The organism is Salegentibacter flavus (assembly GCF_900115145.1).
Lineage (GTDB): Bacteria > Bacteroidota > Bacteroidia > Flavobacteriales > Flavobacteriaceae > Salegentibacter > Salegentibacter flavus.
The window spans coordinates 16,370-34,024 of sequence record NZ_FOVL01000019.1 but is presented as its reverse complement, the minus strand read 5'-3'; the positions used below and the strand labels follow the sequence as shown (position 1 = coordinate 34,024).

At 40.3% G+C, this 17,655-nt stretch carries 19 protein-coding genes, 1 other RNA gene and 1 pseudogene; 13 read left to right on the top strand and 8 right to left on the bottom strand.

Translation table 11 applies throughout. The annotated features are described in order from the left end of the window. Positions 1 to 39: 39 nt before the first annotated feature. Entirely contained in the window at positions 40 to 723 is a 684-nt protein-coding gene (locus BM266_RS13550; protein ID WP_093410642.1) for a cell division ATP-binding protein FtsE, read from the top strand. A gap of 103 nt (positions 724 to 826) precedes the next feature. On the opposite strand, the gene BM266_RS13545 is transcribed toward BM266_RS13550, so the two are convergent. From BM266_RS13545 to BM266_RS13530, 4 genes are all read right to left on the bottom strand, one after another. Beyond that, positions 827 to 1,084 carry a YgjV family protein gene (locus tag BM266_RS13545; protein WP_093410641.1) on the bottom strand — a complete coding sequence of 86 codons (258 nt, stop codon included), beginning with the start codon at positions 1,082 to 1,084 and terminating at the stop codon, positions 827 to 829. 63 nt (positions 1,085 to 1,147) lie between these two features. After that, the gene (gene typA, locus BM266_RS13540) at positions 1,148 to 2,947 is read right to left on the bottom strand and encodes a translational GTPase TypA (RefSeq protein ID WP_093410639.1); all 1,800 of its coding nucleotides are present in this window, start codon (positions 2,945 to 2,947) and stop codon (positions 1,148 to 1,150) included. A gap of 98 nt (positions 2,948 to 3,045) precedes the next feature. Further along, positions 3,046 to 3,246 (bottom strand): hypothetical protein, encoded by a 201-nt coding sequence (locus BM266_RS13535; RefSeq protein WP_093410637.1) that lies wholly within the window; start codon positions 3,244 to 3,246, stop codon positions 3,046 to 3,048. A 41-nt stretch (positions 3,247 to 3,287) separates the two neighbouring features. After that, complete coding sequence (locus BM266_RS13530; RefSeq protein WP_093410635.1) at positions 3,288 to 3,773, bottom strand: DinB family protein; 486 nt, start codon at positions 3,771 to 3,773, stop codon at positions 3,288 to 3,290. A 148-nt stretch (positions 3,774 to 3,921) separates the two neighbouring features. Between BM266_RS13530 and kdsA the strand changes: the two genes are divergently transcribed. Then, positions 3,922 to 4,740: a 3-deoxy-8-phosphooctulonate synthase gene (gene kdsA / locus BM266_RS13525; protein WP_093410634.1), complete on the top strand. Its 819-nt coding sequence runs from the start codon at positions 3,922 to 3,924 to the stop codon at positions 4,738 to 4,740. Positions 4,741 to 4,782: 42 nt separating this feature from the next. Here kdsA and BM266_RS13520 read toward each other — a convergent pair whose 3' ends face one another. Next, positions 4,783 to 6,096 (bottom strand): hypothetical protein, encoded by a 1,314-nt coding sequence (locus BM266_RS13520; RefSeq protein ID WP_093410632.1) that lies wholly within the window; start codon positions 6,094 to 6,096, stop codon positions 4,783 to 4,785. 220 nt (positions 6,097 to 6,316) lie between these two features. Then, a complete protein-coding gene (locus BM266_RS13515) occupies positions 6,317 to 6,514 on the bottom strand; it encodes an exonuclease/endonuclease/phosphatase family protein (RefSeq protein WP_093410631.1) in 198 nt (65 codons plus the stop codon). A 167-nt stretch (positions 6,515 to 6,681) separates the two neighbouring features. Here BM266_RS13515 and BM266_RS13510 point away from each other — a divergent pair, with 167 nt between their 5' ends. The 3 genes from BM266_RS13510 to BM266_RS13500 are packed head-to-tail and all read left to right on the top strand — an operon-like array spanning position 6,682 to position 10,351. Continuing rightward, complete coding sequence (locus BM266_RS13510; protein WP_394333128.1) at positions 6,682 to 7,833, top strand: hypothetical protein; 1,152 nt, start codon at positions 6,682 to 6,684, stop codon at positions 7,831 to 7,833. A gap of 26 nt (positions 7,834 to 7,859) precedes the next feature. Continuing rightward, positions 7,860 to 9,482: a BCCT family transporter gene (locus BM266_RS13505; protein ID WP_093410628.1), complete on the top strand. Its 1,623-nt coding sequence runs from the start codon at positions 7,860 to 7,862 to the stop codon at positions 9,480 to 9,482. An 11-nt stretch (positions 9,483 to 9,493) separates the two neighbouring features. After that, the gene (locus BM266_RS13500) at positions 9,494 to 10,351 is read left to right on the top strand and encodes a universal stress protein (protein WP_093410626.1); all 858 of its coding nucleotides are present in this window, start codon (positions 9,494 to 9,496) and stop codon (positions 10,349 to 10,351) included. 17 nt (positions 10,352 to 10,368) lie between these two features. Here BM266_RS13500 and BM266_RS13495 read toward each other — a convergent pair whose 3' ends face one another. Next, on the bottom strand, positions 10,369 to 11,199 hold the full coding sequence (locus tag BM266_RS13495; protein WP_093410625.1) for an endonuclease/exonuclease/phosphatase family protein: 831 nt from the start codon (positions 11,197 to 11,199) through the stop codon (positions 10,369 to 10,371). Positions 11,200 to 11,321: 122 nt separating this feature from the next. Here BM266_RS13495 and BM266_RS13490 point away from each other — a divergent pair, with 122 nt between their 5' ends. The 5 genes from BM266_RS13490 to BM266_RS13470 all read left to right on the top strand — a co-directional run bounded on the left by BM266_RS13490 (position 11,322) and on the right by BM266_RS13470 (position 13,896). Continuing rightward, entirely contained in the window at positions 11,322 to 11,957 is a 636-nt protein-coding gene (locus BM266_RS13490; protein ID WP_093410623.1) for a hypothetical protein, read from the top strand. A gap of 101 nt (positions 11,958 to 12,058) precedes the next feature. Continuing rightward, complete coding sequence (locus BM266_RS13485) at positions 12,059 to 12,367, top strand: winged helix-turn-helix domain-containing protein (protein WP_093410622.1); 309 nt, start codon at positions 12,059 to 12,061, stop codon at positions 12,365 to 12,367. A gap of 71 nt (positions 12,368 to 12,438) precedes the next feature. After that, positions 12,439 to 12,723 carry a hypothetical protein gene (locus BM266_RS13480; RefSeq protein ID WP_093410620.1) on the top strand — a complete coding sequence of 95 codons (285 nt, stop codon included), beginning with the start codon at positions 12,439 to 12,441 and terminating at the stop codon, positions 12,721 to 12,723. Positions 12,724 to 12,838: 115 nt separating this feature from the next. Then, complete coding sequence (locus BM266_RS13475) at positions 12,839 to 13,108, top strand: hypothetical protein (RefSeq protein ID WP_093410618.1); 270 nt, start codon at positions 12,839 to 12,841, stop codon at positions 13,106 to 13,108. Positions 13,109 to 13,131: 23 nt separating this feature from the next. Further along, the gene (locus BM266_RS13470; RefSeq protein ID WP_093410616.1) at positions 13,132 to 13,896 is read left to right on the top strand and encodes an oxygenase MpaB family protein; all 765 of its coding nucleotides are present in this window, start codon (positions 13,132 to 13,134) and stop codon (positions 13,894 to 13,896) included. Between the two features lie 37 nt (positions 13,897 to 13,933). Here BM266_RS13470 and BM266_RS13465 read toward each other — a convergent pair whose 3' ends face one another. Further along, positions 13,934 to 15,157: an NAD(P)-dependent oxidoreductase gene (locus BM266_RS13465; RefSeq protein ID WP_093410614.1), complete on the bottom strand. Its 1,224-nt coding sequence runs from the start codon at positions 15,155 to 15,157 to the stop codon at positions 13,934 to 13,936. A 112-nt stretch (positions 15,158 to 15,269) separates the two neighbouring features. Between BM266_RS13465 and ssrA the strand changes: the two genes are divergently transcribed. The 3 genes and pseudogenes from ssrA to BM266_RS13450 all read left to right on the top strand — a co-directional run. Next, positions 15,270 to 15,670, top strand: a transfer-messenger RNA (tmRNA) gene (ssrA, locus tag BM266_RS13460). Between the two features lie 248 nt (positions 15,671 to 15,918). Next, positions 15,919 to 17,181 (top strand): site-specific integrase, encoded by a 1,263-nt coding sequence (locus tag BM266_RS13455; protein ID WP_093410691.1) that lies wholly within the window; start codon positions 15,919 to 15,921, stop codon positions 17,179 to 17,181. Between the two features lie 22 nt (positions 17,182 to 17,203). Beyond that, positions 17,204 to 17,523 (top strand): annotated as a pseudogene (locus BM266_RS13450) (transposase); the annotation flags it as partial. Between the last annotated feature and the right edge of the window lie 132 nt (positions 17,524 to 17,655).

Here is a 17,655-nt window from a genome sequence, read left to right as displayed (position 1 = left end):
TAAAATTAGTTCTTACTTTTACCCTTAAATCATAAATCTATGTCAGAGACCATCCTGGACCTTAAAAATGCCGCAATTTATCAACGGGAAAGCCTTATTTTATCAGAGGTTGATGTAACCGTAAACAAAGGTGAGTTTGTGTACCTTATCGGTAAGACCGGAACGGGAAAAAGTAGTTTTATGAAAACCCTTTACGGGGACCTCCCCCTTACCGAAGGCGAAGGCACCATAGTAGACTATAACCTTAGAACCCTTAAGGAAAAGGATATTCCCTATTTACGCCGGAAACTGGGAGTAGTATTCCAGGATTTTAAACTACTCACCGACCGCAATATAAAAAATAACCTGCTTTTTGTACTTAAAGCCACTGGGTGGAAAGATCAGAAAGCGATAGAACATAAGATCGATGAGGTACTGGATAAAGTTGGAATGAAAAGCAAAGGATTTAAATATCCATATCAGCTTTCAGGAGGAGAACAACAACGAGTGGCTATTGCGAGAGCACTGCTTAATGACCCGGAACTCATTCTGGCCGACGAGCCAACGGGGAATCTCGACACTCAAACTTCAGTAGAAGTGATGGAAGTGCTTCAGGAGATAAGCAAGAACGGCAATACTATTTTAATGGCCACACACGATTATGCGCTCTTACTGAAATATCCTTCTAAAACCTTGAAATGTGACGGGCAAAGGGTATTTGAGGTGGTACAGAAATCGGTTTAGAAGCCCCCAGCCCAATTCCTTTAAAATCAAAGTGCTGCCAGCTAGCAGGATATAGGTAATAATTCTGAGAACAGTCTTCCACTCCCCTTCTGAAGTCGTAGGGCTATGGCTTTACTTCATCTGCCAGTACGCGAGTAGTCTTATGGATGAACAGGTAATAAATATTCACTCCAACAATTATGGCATTGGTGGCAATTACCGGCCACGAATCTATCAATACTCCGTAAATTATAAAAGCAATACAGCCAATGGAATTCACGATCCTAAGCGTGATGATGTTTTTCATAAAGAAAGATATCGCCACAAAAAAGGAGGCGATATAGCCAATCCAATCGGTAAGACTAATTCCTAATATTTCCATATTTCAGCAAAAATAAAAAAGACGCCGCAGCTGTTGCTATGGCGTCCTTTATTATTAATTATCTTAAACTATTTTATTTCTCTTCCGCTCGTTCTCTGTGAGGTAGATCTTTCTAAGTCTAATATGCTTTGGAGTTACCTCAACATACTCATCTTTCTGAATATATTCCAGTGCTTCTTCCAGCGAGAACTTAACTGCCGGTACGATCTTAGCCTTATCATCTGCACCTGATGAACGTACGTTAGAAAGTTTCTTGGTTTTGGTAATATTTACAGCCATATCATCCTGACGTGAATTTTCACCAATAACCTGACCTTCATAAATATCTTCACCCGGATCTACGAAAAATTTACCGCGATCCTGGAGCTTATCGATAGAATAAGGAATAGCCTTTCCTCTTTCCATAGAGATAAGAGAACCGTTTTGTCGCTGCGGAATTCCACCTTTTAATGGCTGATATTCCTTAAAACGATGCGCCATAATTGCCTCTCCGGCAGTTGCAGTAAGCAACTGGTTTCTCATCCCGATTATTCCCCTTGAAGGGATCATAAACTGAATGATCATACGGTCGCCACGGGTTTCCATACTAAGCATCTCCCCTTTTCTCATCGTCACCATTTCCACGGCTTTTCCTGAAACTTCTTCCGGAAGATCAATAGTAAGTTCCTCCACCGGCTCGCTTTTCACTCCGTCAATTTCCTTGATGATCACCTGCGGCTGACCAATCTGAAGTTCGTAACCTTCTCTTCTCATCGTTTCGATCAAAACAGAAAGGTGCATAACTCCACGTCCATAAACCAAAAATTTATCGGCACTATCGGTTTCTTCAACCCTAAGAGCAAGATTCTTTTCCAATTCCTTGGTCAAACGTTCCTTGATGTGTCTTGAGGTCACGAATTTTCCGTCTTTTCCGAAGAAAGGAGAATCATTGATCGTGAACAACATACTCATTGTAGGCTCATCGATAGCAATGGTTTTAAGACCTTCCGGGTTTTCAATATCGGCGATGGTATCACCAATCTCGAAACCTTCCAGCCCAACCAGGGCACAAATATCACCCGCCTGCACTTCCTGTACCTTTAAACGGCCAAGACCTTCAAAAGTAAAAAGTTCCTTTATTCTGGTTTTTTTAATGGATCCGTCTCGTTTTACAAGCGAAACCGGCATTCCTTCTTTCAGAGTTCCACGTTGAAGTCGTCCAATGGCTATTCTTCCGGTGAAGGAAGAAAAGTCTAAAGAAGTGATTAGCATTTGTGTGCTTCCTTCCTCAATCTTCGGAGAAGGAATATGTTCAAGAACCATATCTAAAAGTGGCTCTATATTTTCGGTTTTAACATTCGGATCGTCGCTCATCCAGTTATTCAGGGCAGAACCGTAAACAGTTGGAAAATCAAGCTGCCATTCTTCAGCTCCAAGTTCAAACATCAGGTCAAAAACCTTCTCATGAACTTCTTCGGGAGTACAGTTTGGCTTATCTACTTTATTCACCACAACACAAGGCTTAAGCCCCAGGTCGATAGCTTTTTGAAGTACAAAACGGGTTTGAGGCATAGGACCTTCAAAGGCATCTACCAAAAGCAATACCCCATCGGCCATATTCAATACCCTTTCTACTTCTCCACCAAAATCGGCGTGACCAGGAGTATCAATTATGTTAATCTTAGTGTCTTTATATACTACAGAAACGTTTTTAGAAGTAATAGTGATTCCGCGTTCCCGCTCCTGATCGTTACTGTCAAGGATAAGATCCCCGGTGTTTTGATTGTCGCGAAACAAGCGACAATGATACATTATTTTATCAACCAGGGTGGTTTTTCCGTGGTCAACGTGAGCAATAATTGCAATGTTTTTAATAGCTGTCATATAAGCGCCTCATTTTTAAAAGTCTGCAAAGGTACGCCTATTTTTAAAGAATCCCCTGCTAAATTCCTGAAAATGGGAAAATAATGCCAAAAGTCTGTCTATTTACTTTCTGGCCTGTTTTTCAGGTAAATAAATCCGAGTAAATACAATGCTCCAATTACACCAAAGCCTATAGGTAAAAGAAACTCCTCGGGTTTCTGGGTTAAGAAGAAGGCTACAGCGGCGAACATTATCCCGGCATTGATCAGGCATCTTTTAGGCGTATAAAATTTCCTGAATTGTTCCTTTAGTGCCTGCATATTTTGAAATTTGCTGCAAAGCTACAGCTTTTTTAAGGAACCTATTGCTCATCTGCCGATGGACCGTAAGTAGCAGGAACAGGAATATCCAGCAACCTGAAATAAACCCCTAACTGGGCCCGGTGATGCGGAATTTGGTTCAATACCATCATTCGCAGCACATTGAATTTAGGCATATCCATAAGTGTTTTTCCCTCCTGAACCATTTTCCAGTTCTCCTCAAAAGCAGAATCCGGTTTTTTCAGGGCCGCTTCCGCCTCTGCGGTATTATTACGAAGTACCTCCAGGATTTCCTCAATTTCTCCAAAATCCGGGGGTTTATAGCCCTCCATATCCATTTCATCCATTTCCATAGTGGCCGTGATCCAGCTGGGAATTTCTGCAAGATGATTGGCCAGTTGTCGTATGCTCATCGATTTTGGATGAGGCCTCCAGTCCATTTTATCCTGCGGAATACGTTTTAAGAATTTTTCGGTTAAAACCACTTCATGCTGAAGTTCGGAGATAAGACATTTTTGAAGTTCCATTAGGCTCAGGATTAATAGATTAAAATTACAACTAAATCCTATTGGTTGGAAATTATTTATTCGGAATAAATTAAGGGAAAACCCTTTTTTCCTGAGAATTGCACCTCCTGCAGAATTCAGTTATCTTTGCAGCTGAAATTCTTCTGATATGAAACTTGATAAAATTCCGCAGCTAAAACATATAGATTCCAATAACTTTTTTCTTCTGGCCGGCCCCTGTGCTATAGAAGGCGAAGATATGGCCCTGCGCATTGCTGAGAAAGTGGTAGAAATCACCGATAAGCTTGAAATACCTTACGTCTTTAAAGGCTCTTTTAAAAAGGCAAACCGTAGCCGGATAGATAGTTTTACGGGAATTGGTGATGAAAAGGCCCTTAAGATCCTGCGAAAGGTTTCAGAAACATTTAAAATCCCAACGATCACCGATATTCACGAAGTAAGCGATGCCGTACTGGCTGCCGAATACGTAGACATATTGCAGATTCCTGCTTTTCTGGTGCGACAAACAGACCTTGTGGTGGCCGCAGCGAAAACAGGAAAGACCATCAATCTAAAAAAGGGTCAGTTTATGAGTCCCGAAAGTATGGAACATGCCGTGACCAAGGTCACTGATTCTAACAACGAGCAGGTGATGGTTACCGATCGTGGAACTATGTTTGGTTACCAGGATATGATCGTAGATTTCCGCGGTATCCCTACAATGAGGGAATTTGCCCCCACAGTGCTGGATGTGACCCACTCCCTCCAGCAACCCAATCAAAGCAGTGGGGTAACCGGCGGTAGGCCCGATATGATTGAGACTATAGCCCGTGCCGGAATAGTTAATCACGTAGATGGCCTTTTTATAGAAACACACTTCGATCCCGCTAATGCAAAAAGCGACGGAGCAAATATGCTTGATCTGAAATATCTGGAAAAGCTGCTTACTAATTTGGTCGCTATAAGAAAAACTATCAATAGTTTATAGAACCACCTTTATCTGGAAATAGTCTTAAAGAGTATGACTTATCTATAATCTTGTATTTACAACATTATTATATATAGAACCAAAATTGTAACTAAGTCCCAAGGATAAGGAAATGCCATAATTTGTAGCAAGTTGTCTTTGCTGAAGTAAAACATCTTCCAGTGACACATCCCCTTTAGGTAAGGATAATTGATCCTGAAGATATTCAATTCTTGAAGAAATATCTACTGAAAATCCTTTAAAAACCCGGTATGCAAATCTTCCCTTAAAGGAAACGCGGTATTTACTCACATCGTGCAAAAAATTGGACCCTGCAACACTTGTTCTAACAGATCCCCAAGGTTCCAGCACACGAACTCCCAGCTCAAGGGATTGGTTATATAAAGCTTCCTCTATTTCATTATATATGGTTTCTTCAATATATTGGCGATTAATGTAACCAATGCTATAAGCAACAGTATATTCTTTTCGTAGAGCCTTTTCGTAAGGTAATAAACTGTATTCTATAGCCGGAGCTACTCTGTAGCCAAAATCTATATTTTCAAATGTGTTTACATCAACATTCGTAAATAAACCAAGGGACCAGTGATCACTAATACTTCTTACCACCCTTCCCTCAAAACCATCTCTGTTTAAAACACTTCTTATTTTCTCCTCATCCCTAACGTAATCTCTTTGATTGTAATTAAAAAAAGGTCGCAGCCTTATACGCCAGGTTTCTGTCACATAGTCAGCATATAGTCCATATCGAATATCCAAAGAGCTTTGGCTGGATTCTTCCGAAAAATTAAGCCCTCCGTAAATCTGAAAAATCCAGTTATTCCAGGGGTCTTCTTCTTCTTCAATCTCTTTCACCGGCTGCCTTGAAACTTCAATTTTAATATTTTGGGCAAGTGAAGTTTGTGCCAAATAAGGAAGTAGTCCTAATTCAATTATTGAGGTAAGCCCTATTCTTTCTTCCTGCTGCGTATTTACTTGACCAGACGTATAGGTAAGGGTATTTTCCTTGCCGTCAAATTCCTCCTTACCTATGAACGAAATTGTAAATTGCCTTCCACCACTGGCAGTAGAGATATCTGTTATAAAAAGATGAATTTGTGCTAAATGTGGATCACGGGCAAAATTCACATAATTCAATTCCTGTCGTATAAATGCTTTATCGCAATTATTGCAATCAATAAACAATGAAATGGGATTCTCTTGCTGCTGTGAATTTTCTACAATACTATCTTTAGATGTTTCCTCCTGTGCCTGAGCATTAAAAGTACCGGTCACAACTAGAAAATACATCGTAATCAGTAAGAGACTGGTATAAGACACGCCAAAAGAAATAACAGGCAGATTTTTAAAAAACATTCTAATATATTTTAAGGACCAAAAATACAGGTAAAAGCTGAGAATATAGTTAGAATTCTACTGTTACACAGAATTTTTGCTAAAGATTTAAAACTAATTAAACTGAAGTCTCTCTCCCAGGTAAGTTTAGCGATGTTCTTCCTTGCTTTTCCTCCCACGTGATCAAAATGCGTATCAAAAACCAGAATGTTTTTCCTGAATTTTTCACTTTAAATTTAGCTTACATGCAAACCATCGCGGTGTCCCAGCCTACTGAAATTTCATCAAGTGCTTCTGAAAGCCCGAATGTTCCTTCATCCAGAATATCTAATTTCTGAAAATTATATAAGATTGCGCTGAATTTCGCCGCTTCCTTACCATCATCCCGGCCAACACCAACGTATTTGTAATCATCCATCTCGTTCTCAAATTGACTCATCACAGCCTCCTGTAGGCCGAGAATTTGAGGTTCGTAGATCTTGATCTGGTTGGTAAAGATAAGGAAAACGATAAATGAATTTTAAAGTTTTCTTAAGAGTTACAGCCTGAAGAGCTGTTTTTTCAATTATTTCCTTAGTTTTAAGCAACTAACCAATTTATTGCCTAATGCGCAGTTTTCAAAACTCATCAAGATCCAGGTTTTTTTTATTTCTCTTCGCGCTTGTAATGCTTTACCCTGTTACCACCAGATCTCAGGATGAGCCTGAAATTGCTGTGGGCGGTGCACTTAGATACAATTACAATCTATCTTCCTGGAAAGAAGGTCAAAAAAACAGGGGTGGAGATTTTGGTTACGATATGTTTCGTGTAAACTTCAATGCGAAATATAAAGGTGTTTACCTGAACGCTGAATACAGGCTTTATTCAAATGCCTTTGGAGGGGGAGTGATGAAACAGGGCTGGATGGGTTACTGGTTTAATGAAACAGATGAAATTCAGGTGGGCTTAACCCAGGTTCCCTTCGGAATCCAGCAATATAATTCCCACAATTGGTTCTTTAACCTCACTTATTATATGGGCCTGGAAGACGATCACGATATGGGGATAAAATATGTTCATTACGGAGATACTTTTGAATATCATCTCGCATTTTTCAAGAATTCTGAAGAATTACGCTTTGGAAGCGAAACCGAATCTTCTCCAAGTCGATATTCCTATGACGTGGCCGGAAGAAATAAAGAGATCAATCAACTTAACGGAAAAATCATCTACAAATTTGGGGAACAGGCAGCCAGCAGGTTGGGATTCTCAGCGCAGTATGGCGCACTTTATAATCTGGACACCAAAGAAACCGGAGATCATTACGGGCTGGCTGCCCATTATGAGATCACCCATAACCGATGGAACCTAAAAGCCCAGGCCCTTACCGCTTCGCATAATCCCGTGAATGCTCCCGGGGAAAGCCGCGATGAAATTACAATGGCAGCTTACGGAGCTCCCTACCAGGTAGCAGCCGATTTTGAATTGTATTCACTTGCAATTTCCAGGAATATTCCCGTTAATTGGGGTCCGGTATCAAATCTGGAATTTTATAATGATTTTGGATTTATGAAAAAAAGGAAGAACTCTTTTACCGATTCCTTCATGAATGTTAGCGGAGTTTTGGTCACGGCCGGGCATATTTACACTTATATAGATTACGCCGCCGGGTATAACCATTCCTGGCTGGGCGGAAACTTTGTTGACGATTTTGCCCTGGGAAATCCCGACGCCAAATGGGAAGCAAGGTTCAATATTAACCTTGGATATTATTTCTAGACCATCTAATTAAGAAAACTAAAACTATGACAAAAAAAGTTGTAAGAAGCGACGAAAAGACAAGCATTTTTGGGCTGGAACTTAACGGTCCGGTTTTCTTTACCTCTACTTTCATTATAATCGCAAGTATTGTATTAACCCTGGTCTTTCAGGAACAGGCGGAATCTTATTTTGACAAAATTCAGACTTTTGTGGCCAATAAAGCAGGTTGGTTTTTTATCCTTTCGGTTAATGTGTATCTCATTTTTATGATTTACCTGGCCTTTAGCAGGTTTGGAAATTTGAGAATTGGAGGCCCCAAGGCTAAACCCGAGTTTAAAACCCTCTCCTGGTTTGCTATGCTTTTTAGCGCCGGAATGGGTATTGGCTTACTCTTCTGGAGTATTTCTGAACCTGTATTCCATTTCAACACTCCCCCAATGGCGGAAGGAGGAACACCCGAGGCTGCCCGACAGGCGATGAATTTCACCTTTCTACACTGGGGATTTCACGCCTGGGCCATTTATGCCCTGGTGGGACTTGCCCTGGCATATTTCGCATATTCCCGTGGGCTACCTCTTACCATACGCTCAGTTTTTTATCCTTTTCTGGGGGATCGCATCTATGGGAGAATAGGGAACATTATCGACATCTTCGCCGTTTTGGCAACCCTCTTTGGTTTAGCTACCTCCCTGGGATTGGGAGTAAAACAAATAGCCGCCGGCCTGGAGCATGTATTTGCTATAGACAAAGGAATTACCACCCAGGTAATTTTAATTGCCGGTATAACGCTTATCGCCACAATTTCTGTGATATTAGGCGTAGATAAGGGAGTGAAAGTATTGAGCGAATGGAACATGCGTATTGCTGTTTTATTATTATTACTGGTTTTAGTACTTGGCCCTACAATTTTCATCTTTAAGTCCTTCGTTCAAAATACAGGAAATTACTTCTACAGCTTTCTGCAAACCGCCACCTGGACCGAAAGCTATACCGGCAAAGACTGGCAAAACAGCTGGACGGTATTTTACTGGGGCTGGTGGATAGCCTGGTCGCCCTTTGTAGGGATGTTCATCGCAAGAATTTCCAAAGGTCGAACTATACAGGAATTCATTCTAGGAGTACTAATCGTGCCTTCACTGGTTACTTTTTTCTGGATCTCTGCTTTCGGAAGCTCAGCAATACAGGAAACTTTACTGGGAAATAACGCTATTGTTGATGCGGTAAATGAAGATGTGGCGATAGCACTTTTCGTCTTTCTGGAGGAATATCCTATATCCATAGTATTAAACCTTGTTGCGGTGCTTTTAATTGCAGGATTTTTTGTCACCTCTTCAGATTCAGGCTCCCTGGTGATCGATAGTTTAACTTCTGGTGGGAAAATTGACGCTCCGGTGGGACAAAGAATCTTTTGGGCCCTTACCGAAGGTGCCGTAGCCGCAGTACTGCTAGTAGGTGGAGGGCTGCAGGCCCTGCAAACCGCATCTATAGTTACGGGGCTGCCCTTTGCCTTTATTCTCCTCTTTATGTGTTACTCTCTTTACAAAGGGCTTGATGAAGATTTGAAAAAGATAAAGCAAAAAGAATCTCAAAAAGAGCTTGAGAATTATGAAGAAATAGTTGCGAACATCGTTAAGAAACGCAAGGACAATACAATTTCTAAAAAATAAAATATAAAGCCATGACAGAAGTTAAAAATATACTCGTTGCCTTGGATCTTACTAATATTGATGACACCCTAATTAATTACACCTCTTTTATTTCAGAATTACTCGGGGCAGAAAAGGTCTACTTTGTACATAATATTAAAAAATACGAAATTTCAGAACTTTTCAAGGAAGAGCTAAAAGACCTGAATCTTGACAAGATAATCGGGGATGAACTGGACGAGAAAATTACTTCCACTTTCAAAAGCAACACGCCCTGGGAAGTTTTAATTTCTGAAGATCCCTATACAGAATCCCTTATTAATTACATTTCCCATAAATACTCAATAGACCTTGCTATTTTAGGCAATAAACCATCGGGTAAAGGAAGCGGTGTGGTTAGCAGTAAACTATTGCGAATGCTAAAATGCGATTTGCTTAGCATTCCTCCAACGGCTCGACCTGAAATTAATAACATCTGGATCGGAACAGATTTTTCAAAGCCCTCCCAGGAGGCTTTTCAAAGAGGAGTGAAACTTAAAGAGCTCACCTCAGCCAACATAAATCTGGTTCACGTGTTTAATGTTCCGGTACAGTTCACTCCTTATTTGGTTAAAGAAGAAGTAGCCCCTAAAATTGAAACCCACGTCAGGGAAAAGGCTGCTAAATTTTTAAAAAAGCTCAATTATAAGAAGGAAAGTGACCTAAAGATCTATCCCGGAAGGGATGCCAGCGTAGGTGAAAAACTGCTTGTCGAGGCCAAAAGAGATAAAGCCGATATGATTATTTTAAGTGATAAAGGTAGCAATGCCGTTTCAGCATTAATGGTAGGAAGTGTAACAGACGAAGTTTTTAATCAGGAGTTACCTGCTCCTTTATGGATCACCAAGTAGCTGGTCCTGTATAAAAATTATTCCAATTCCAGCTTTACAAAAACAGGCAGATGGTCTGAAGGATATTTTAATTCCCGGGAATCACTTAAAACGGCATATTTCAGCACCTTTATATCATCACTGGTAAAGATATAATCAATCCTTCTTTTTACCGGTTTGCTGAAATCGTAGGCATTAAAAGTACCTTCAGGCCCAAAATCGAGGTCGGCCACCTTTTTTGAATCGTTCATTTTTTCAGAAAGGAATTTAATTCCCGGTGCATCGGGCTCCAGGTTGAGATCCCCCATAAGGATCACCGGTAAACCTTCAGTATTTAATTCTGAAATCTTTTCATAGATAAGTCTCGCGCTATTTTCCCGGGCCTCTTCACCGATATGGTCAAAATGAGTATTGAATACCCAGAATTTTTCATCTGAATCCTTCTCCTTAAATTTCCCGTAAGTACACACCCGTTCCATGGCGGCATCCCAGCCAACCGAAACTTCCCCGGGAGTCTCAGAAAGCCAGAATGTTCCTTCATCCAGGATATCCACTTTCCGCAGGTCATAAAAAATCGCGCTGAATTCCCCGGCCTCCTTACCATCGTCCCGGCCAACACCTATGTATTTGTAATTATCCAACTCGTTTTCGAAATGCTTCAGCTGGCTCACCAAAGCCTCCTGAACGCCGAGAATATGAGGTTCGTAGAACTTGATTTGGTTGGTAAGATGGTCTTTCCGTTTAGACCAGGAATTTTCTCCGTCATTTTCAGTTTGAAACCTGATATTATAGGACATTACTTCTAAGTCCTGCGCCTGAAAATTAAGCTGCAATAGCAGCAAAGCGAATAGGGAAAAAGCATATTTCATAGCATTTCAGTTTAATGTAAAGTTCGCAATAATTCACAGCATAAGGTAATGATCATTATTTTTTAAAAAAATGCTATTTAAATAAGTTTTTTACTTTACTTTGTATTTCAAAGTACTTTAAAATGGAAAACGAAAAGTATCTTCGGGACCTCAGCGAGATCAAACAAATGATGAACCGCTCTTCCCGTTTTATCTCCCTAAGCGGACTGGCAGGGGTATTTGCCGGAAGCTATGCCATCATTGGAGCAGTGATTGCAGGTTTACTCCTTTCCGAGCATGACACTAACGCAAGCTACGGGTCGGTGGCCGCAAATTTTAGTAATAATGATCTTATAGACCAATTATTCTTTCTGGCTATTGCGGTCCTAATCCTGGCCATAGGAACTGCCATAGCCCTCACCACGCGAAAAGCAAAGCAAAATAATCAAAAGATCTGGGATAGCACGAGTAAAAGACTGATGATCAATTTTTTTACCCCCCTGGCGGCCGGCGGATTGTTTTGCCTGGTATTGCTGCAATATGGACTGTTGGGACTTTTGGTGCCTTCTATGCTCATTTTTTACGGGCTGGCGTTAATTCACGCGAGCAAATACACCTTTAGCGACCTTAGATCTCTGGGATATACAAATGTGGTATTAGGACTAGTCTCAACCCAGTTCCTCGATTACGGATTATACTTCTGGGCAGTCGGTTTTGGCCTATTCCACATCCTTTACGGCATTTGGATGTATAACAGGTATGAGCGCAAACCCGAATAGATGAAAACCAGCATGATGCCGGACCCGAAAATGACAATACACAGGAGCATGATTATAAGCCTGTGCCTAATTTCCCAAATTGAGGTTAACATTATAAACAGATGAAAAATATCATCGGAAATATCAACAAGGCTTTTGATAATCGGGTAAGGCTGGGAATTATGAGTGTGCTTATGGTAAATGAGTATGCCGATTTCACCACACTAAAACAGGTTTTGGGCGTAACCGATGGGAATATCGCAAGCCATATGAAGGCGCTGGAGAAAAAAGGGTATGTTAAAGTAGAAAAATCATTTATAGACCGCAAACCTAACACCCGATACAGCACCACAAAAGCCGGACGGGAGGATTTTAAAAAACACATAGAAGCGATTGAGAAGCTTTTAAATCAAAATCATAAAAAAACATAGCAAAAAAAATTTACCAAGGCACTTTGAATTTCAAAGCACTTACGCAACAACAAGCTTTAATTCTAAATATTATGAAAAACAAGAGATTATTATTTATCGTATTTATTGTGGCTGTTCTTTTACTTATTCCTTTGATCGCTGTGCAGTTCAGCAAAGAGGTGGTTTGGACCGCTTCCGATTTTGTTATTGCCGCAGTATTGCTTTTAGGTACCGGGCTGGCAATCGAATTTGTATTAAGAAAAGTAAAAACCACCAGGAACCGGATCCTTTTATCAGGAATTATCCTGGCGGCACTCTTCTTAATTTGGGCGGAATTAGCCGTAGGCGTTTTTGGAACACCCTTCGCCGGGAGTTAAACATATTTCGGGATAATTCTTATTGCCTGATTAAATAAAGTGGCGCTTTGAAAGGAACCTTAAAATTCCAATAATGCGAGATAAAAAAATCTATAACTCCTAAAAACAAAATCTAATGACCGGCAAATTTTTTATTTCAGACTTCGTAAGCTGGATATTCACTCTGATTTTTTTAGTGTTGGGAATAATGAATCTTATTTTGGTACATCCGGTGCCGGGAATTTTCTATATTTTGTTTTCCTGTATTTTCCCCCCTCCTTTAAATAGCCTGCTTAAAAACAAAACAGGATTGGTTATTCCACTCTGGATCAAAATCCTCCTTGGCTTGATTATTCTTTGGGGAACTTTAGCCGTAGGAGACCTTGCGGAAATGTATGGTTTGTAAATCATAAAATTAATTAGACAGCAATGGAATATTTTGTAGATGAGGATTCGATAGTACGGGAAATCTGGGGAAAGGGGGATACCATTCTTTTTATCTTCGCCGGAGCTTCGGCGGAGTTTGCTCTCAACAAAGCGGTAGACTGGCTTTATTATACCGGCAGACTGCCAAATGATCCCCTGGGCAGACTCTTCTCTACGGTTTCTTATGCCCGGAAAATAGTTTTTTCTGAAAAGGATGCCGCCCTTAAGGCTATTGATTCTATCGCTGCAATCCATTCTGCCGTGGAATCCAAACGCGGAAAGTCGATTCCGGATTGGGCTTACAGGGATGTGCTCTTTATGCTTATCGATTATTCCATTAGGTCTTATGAGCTCCTCGAACATAAACTCAGCTTAGCCCAAAAACAGGAGGTTTTCAACGTCTTTTTCCGGGTTGGAAACAGGATGCAGTTGCAGGGCTTACCGGAAAACTTTGAAGCCTTTCAAAAGATGCGGCGATCACATCTGGAACAAAATCTGGAGGCCGGAGTGTATACCCGGGATCTCTATCGCCGGTACCGCAAACATCTCGGGCCGTTTCGTTACCGCTTATTGCTCGAAACTCAAATTTATATCACTCCGGAGAAAGTAAGAAAACTTTTATCACTTCGGAAATTCTCGCTCCTCACACTCTTGATCCCCCCATACAAACTAAGTCGAAGAATTAAACTTGATCGAGTGTTAAGATCAGTTATACTTCCCGCAGCCTATCGCGAAGAGATAAACTCCCTGGACCAGGTTCGGAAATAAACTTTTTCAAAAAGTAACTAATTGGTGCAGAAACTGATTAATCTTCCTGTTTAATTGGTTCCCCTTTTACATAATCTTCGAGGTAGTCAAACTTTACGGTCAATTTACCGGCGCTGGTCATTTTGGCCCTTTTTAGCACACCATCTATATCATCATTAAAAAATGCGGGGATCACGTGCTCAAGGAACATCTCCCCAAAACCTTCGCTGGCATCTTTTGGAAGTTCGCAAGGCAGGTTATCTACTGCCATTACCAATATCGAATCCTTTTCTCTGAAATCTACCTCCATCTCATTTTGGGCATCATACCCATAAAAGGGTTCGGCTATGGTTGAAGGCCTGATGGTACTGGCTACAGGTCCATGGATATCGCAGGAGATATCGGCGATATATTTTATTTTAAAATCAGGCGATTTTGCATCTTCAGCAGTAAAGAAAGCCGGAGCTCCATCTCCATAGAAATGCCCGGCGATAAACATATCGCTTTGCCTGGCAAATCGCATAAAATCAGACTCATATTCTTCTGGATGTTTATAAAAATCTTTGTTATCCAACACCTTCCCGTCCCTGCGTTTGTTATAATCTAAAACATCTATCCTGCAGTAAACCGGTTCGTCAAAATCCTCTTCAAGATATTCATTAACGTTTACCTCCTTGATCTTCATATGATCGAGGATCTCTTTGGCCCCGCGGGCCACTTTTCCGCTTCCGGTAAGCACGATCTTCATTCGTGGAATCCTGATCTTATCGAGCTCTGCGCACATCGCATTCAGGTCTGGCAAGTTCTCTGCTTTTGGAAGCTCAAAAAGCCCTTCCTTCAGTCCTATTCCGCGGAAACCATTATAAGCTCCTACCAGCCCGGCATAGCGACCAAAACCAATAAGCCTGGCTCCACTCCCTTTCACGATCACCTCATGATCATAGAGTTCGATATTTTTATTTAGGATTTCCCTTAAAAGGTCCCGGTTATAAGGCTGTTTCTTGATAGTATGCGAAAAGAAAAAATATTTTTTATTCGGAATAAGTGCAGGCAAGGGCACTTCTTTCACTCCCAGCATCACCTCGCAGTCTGACACATCGTCTGACACCTCAAACCCGGCCTGTCGATAAGCCTCATCAGAAAAAATACGAATGTCAGAACTCTCTACCTTAAAGTCGGCCTCAGGGAACTTTTGGCGTATTTCCTGAAGTTTTTCGGGAGAAAAAACCACTCTGCGATCGGGCGGAGTCTTGCGTTCTTTTATAAGGGCGAATTTTATCATTTCTGGTATGTATTTTGCGTAGTGATAAGTGAGTTCCAAAGATATAATTTTATTAGTATCTTTGCAGACTCAGATCAGTTAAGAATAACTGAAATGATGTTCTTTAAATAATGGGGTCGACTTGGTTTTGACAGCGAGTCTAATTGAGTTGTAAGCACGTCGAGCGCTGGGATATAGCTCGTAAATCTCATATTTCACACTTTTTTAAACGGCGAGAATAACTACGCCTTGGCTGCATAATCCGAATCACAGTAGGATTTGCTTAGTCCCTACAAGGTAGGGAGCCGAGATGCCTCGCGGAAGCCTTGATTTACGGCGTCCGCATTTGAGGCACCGAAAAAGTAAATATAGGAAGCACAGGGCCTTGATGTTCTTCCGAAATCTAAATGAGGATACGTGTAAGATTGGTGGTTTTCGGCCGGTCTTGCATCGACAACCAAGCGAAGACTAAACGTGTAGAAAGCTGCTGAATTGCTTGTTTGGACGAGGGTTCGAACCCCTCCGACTCCACTTTTTGAGTACCAAACTCGATCAAAAACCCGTAAATCCTAAGATTTACGGGGTTTTTTGTTTTTAATGATATCGTTTAATATCAAATAATAGCACATTTTTGGTTACCAATCTGGCTACCAATCTTTTCGCAGAAAATTGGTAACCAGAACCACCCAAAAACCCTTAATATCAATTCTTTATAAAATATTAAAGTTTCATTTCGTATATCATTTTTTGCTAATTTAAGTGCCAATTTTATGACCAAAAATATGAGCACTTCTTACCAACTTAGTTTTTACCTTAGAAAAAGCAGAAGTAACAAATCTGCTGAAAGCGATATTTATTTAAGAATATCTGTAAATAATAAGCGATCTGCCATAAGCATAAATCGCAAAGTCGATCCTAGGAAATGGCATCCTAAATCTGAAAAAATGTTGGGCAAAAGTCCCGAAGCGACAGAACTGAATAATTATATCAATGTTCTTAGGAATAAGATTAAGAATATACACCAGGACCTGATTGAAAAAAATAAAATTATTTCTTCCAAAAGTATTCTTGATGAATTTAAAGGGGTTAACAGAAAGAAGCCGAAAATGACCCTAGAGGTTTTTAAAGAGCATAATGAACAAATGAATCGCCTTTCAGGTAAAAGTATCTCCAAGAGCACCGCAAAACGTTACTGGACCTGTTATAATCATATTGAGCAATTCCTGAATGAAGAATTTAAGACAGATGATTATCCAATGAACGAAATTAATCATCATTTCATTTCCAAACTCGAATATTTCCTCAAAACTAAGCGGGAGTGTAACCATAACTCTGCCCTAAAGTATGTCAACAATTTTAAAAAGATCATTCGCATTGCTCTGGCTAACCAGTGGATGGATCAGGATCCTTTCTATAATTACAAGGTGCAGTTTGAAACGGTGGAACGTGAATTCTTAAATGAGGAGGAAGTTCAACAACTGATCGATAAAGACCTTCACTTGGATCGTCTGAAACTGGTGAGGGACATGTTTGTTTTTAGCTGTTATACCGGCCTGGCCTATTCTGATGTTAAAAAATTAAGCGGTGCAGATATAACAAAAGGTATAGACGGCGGGAAATGGATTCGTATAAAAAGAACCAAAACAAAATCCCTTAGTAGTATTCCATTGTTACCTGTTGCTGAAGAAATTTTAGATCGCTATCAAGACCACCCCGAGGTGAAGGATGGTAAATATGTTTTACCGGTACTAAGCAATCAGAAATCAAATGCATTTTTAAAGGAGATCGCTGCACTATGTGGAATTACCAAACCCCTTACCACTCACCTGGCCCGCCATACTTTTGCAACCACTATTACACTTACCAATGGGGTTCCTATAGAATCTGTAAGTAAAATGCTAGGTCATCAAGATTTGAGGACTACTCAGCATTACGCTAAAATTGTAGACCGAAAAATTAGTGATGATATGAATGCTTTAAAAAGTAAACTGGCAGAAAAACAAGCGAAAAAACCTACAGGTGATAAAAAGGAAAAGAGAGATTAAGAAAAGCTGATAACCAATGATTTTTATCAAATTTGAGAATGCACGTCAGTTATTTTGCTATCCTGAAATTACTCTTATTATTCGCGAATCTGGATCCAGTGTAAGAGTAGAAAGCAGGATTAGTAAAACGGGAAATCCAAACCTTAGAGACTTGCTATTTATGTGCAGCTTTACAGCTTGTAAAATAATAAGGCTTGTAGAGATATCTATGAAAGAATAAAAGCAAAAGGTAAAAGTAAGAAACTCGCAATTATCGACGTTTGCAATAAGCTTCCTAAACAGGGTTTTGCAGTAGCAAAATCAGGTTTGTCCTATGAAGAAAATTATGTATCCAAATTATGATAAAAGTTTTCAGAATTGTATTTTTACTTAGGATTCACAGGTGGGCCGTACAGCTAAGCTGGAAGGAACGGGTTGTGAATTGCTTTCAGAATTGTATTTTTGTTTAGGATTCACAGGTATGCGGCAGAAATA

What these genes read in the sequence shown, in the direction of transcription:
- BM266_RS13480 (WP_093410620.1), top strand. Translation starts at nt 12,439, where the DNA reads ATGAAAAACAAGAGATTATTATTTATCGTATTTATTGTGGCTGTTCTT.
- BM266_RS13535 (WP_093410637.1), bottom strand. Translation starts at nt 3,246, where the DNA reads ATGCAGGCACTAAAGGAACAATTCAGGAAATTTTATACGCCTAAAAGA.
- BM266_RS13505 (WP_093410628.1), top strand. Translation starts at nt 7,860, where the DNA reads ATGACAAAAAAAGTTGTAAGAAGCGACGAAAAGACAAGCATTTTTGGG.
- BM266_RS13475 (WP_093410618.1), top strand. Translation starts at nt 12,839, where the DNA reads ATGACCGGCAAATTTTTTATTTCAGACTTCGTAAGCTGGATATTCACT.
- kdsA (WP_093410634.1), top strand. Translation starts at nt 3,922, where the DNA reads ATGAAACTTGATAAAATTCCGCAGCTAAAACATATAGATTCCAATAAC.
- BM266_RS13545 (WP_093410641.1), bottom strand. Translation starts at nt 1,084, where the DNA reads ATGGAAATATTAGGAATTAGTCTTACCGATTGGATTGGCTATATCGCC.
- BM266_RS13455 (WP_093410691.1), top strand. Translation starts at nt 15,919, where the DNA reads ATGAGCACTTCTTACCAACTTAGTTTTTACCTTAGAAAAAGCAGAAGT.
- BM266_RS13510 (WP_394333128.1), top strand. Translation starts at nt 6,682, where the DNA reads ATGCGCAGTTTTCAAAACTCATCAAGATCCAGGTTTTTTTTATTTCTC.
- BM266_RS13550 (WP_093410642.1), top strand. Translation starts at nt 40, where the DNA reads ATGTCAGAGACCATCCTGGACCTTAAAAATGCCGCAATTTATCAACGG.
- BM266_RS13530 (WP_093410635.1), bottom strand. Translation starts at nt 3,773, where the DNA reads ATGGAACTTCAAAAATGTCTTATCTCCGAACTTCAGCATGAAGTGGTT.
- BM266_RS13465 (WP_093410614.1), bottom strand. Translation starts at nt 15,157, where the DNA reads ATGATAAAATTCGCCCTTATAAAAGAACGCAAGACTCCGCCCGATCGC.
- BM266_RS13470 (WP_093410616.1), top strand. Translation starts at nt 13,132, where the DNA reads ATGGAATATTTTGTAGATGAGGATTCGATAGTACGGGAAATCTGGGGA.
- BM266_RS13485 (WP_093410622.1), top strand. Translation starts at nt 12,059, where the DNA reads ATGAAAAATATCATCGGAAATATCAACAAGGCTTTTGATAATCGGGTA.
- BM266_RS13500 (WP_093410626.1), top strand. Translation starts at nt 9,494, where the DNA reads ATGACAGAAGTTAAAAATATACTCGTTGCCTTGGATCTTACTAATATT.
- BM266_RS13515 (WP_093410631.1), bottom strand. Translation starts at nt 6,514, where the DNA reads ATGAGTCAATTTGAGAACGAGATGGATGATTACAAATACGTTGGTGTT.
- typA (WP_093410639.1), bottom strand. Translation starts at nt 2,947, where the DNA reads ATGACAGCTATTAAAAACATTGCAATTATTGCTCACGTTGACCACGGA.
- BM266_RS13520 (WP_093410632.1), bottom strand. Translation starts at nt 6,096, where the DNA reads ATGTTTTTTAAAAATCTGCCTGTTATTTCTTTTGGCGTGTCTTATACC.
- BM266_RS13490 (WP_093410623.1), top strand. Translation starts at nt 11,322, where the DNA reads ATGGAAAACGAAAAGTATCTTCGGGACCTCAGCGAGATCAAACAAATG.
- BM266_RS13495 (WP_093410625.1), bottom strand. Translation starts at nt 11,199, where the DNA reads ATGAAATATGCTTTTTCCCTATTCGCTTTGCTGCTATTGCAGCTTAAT.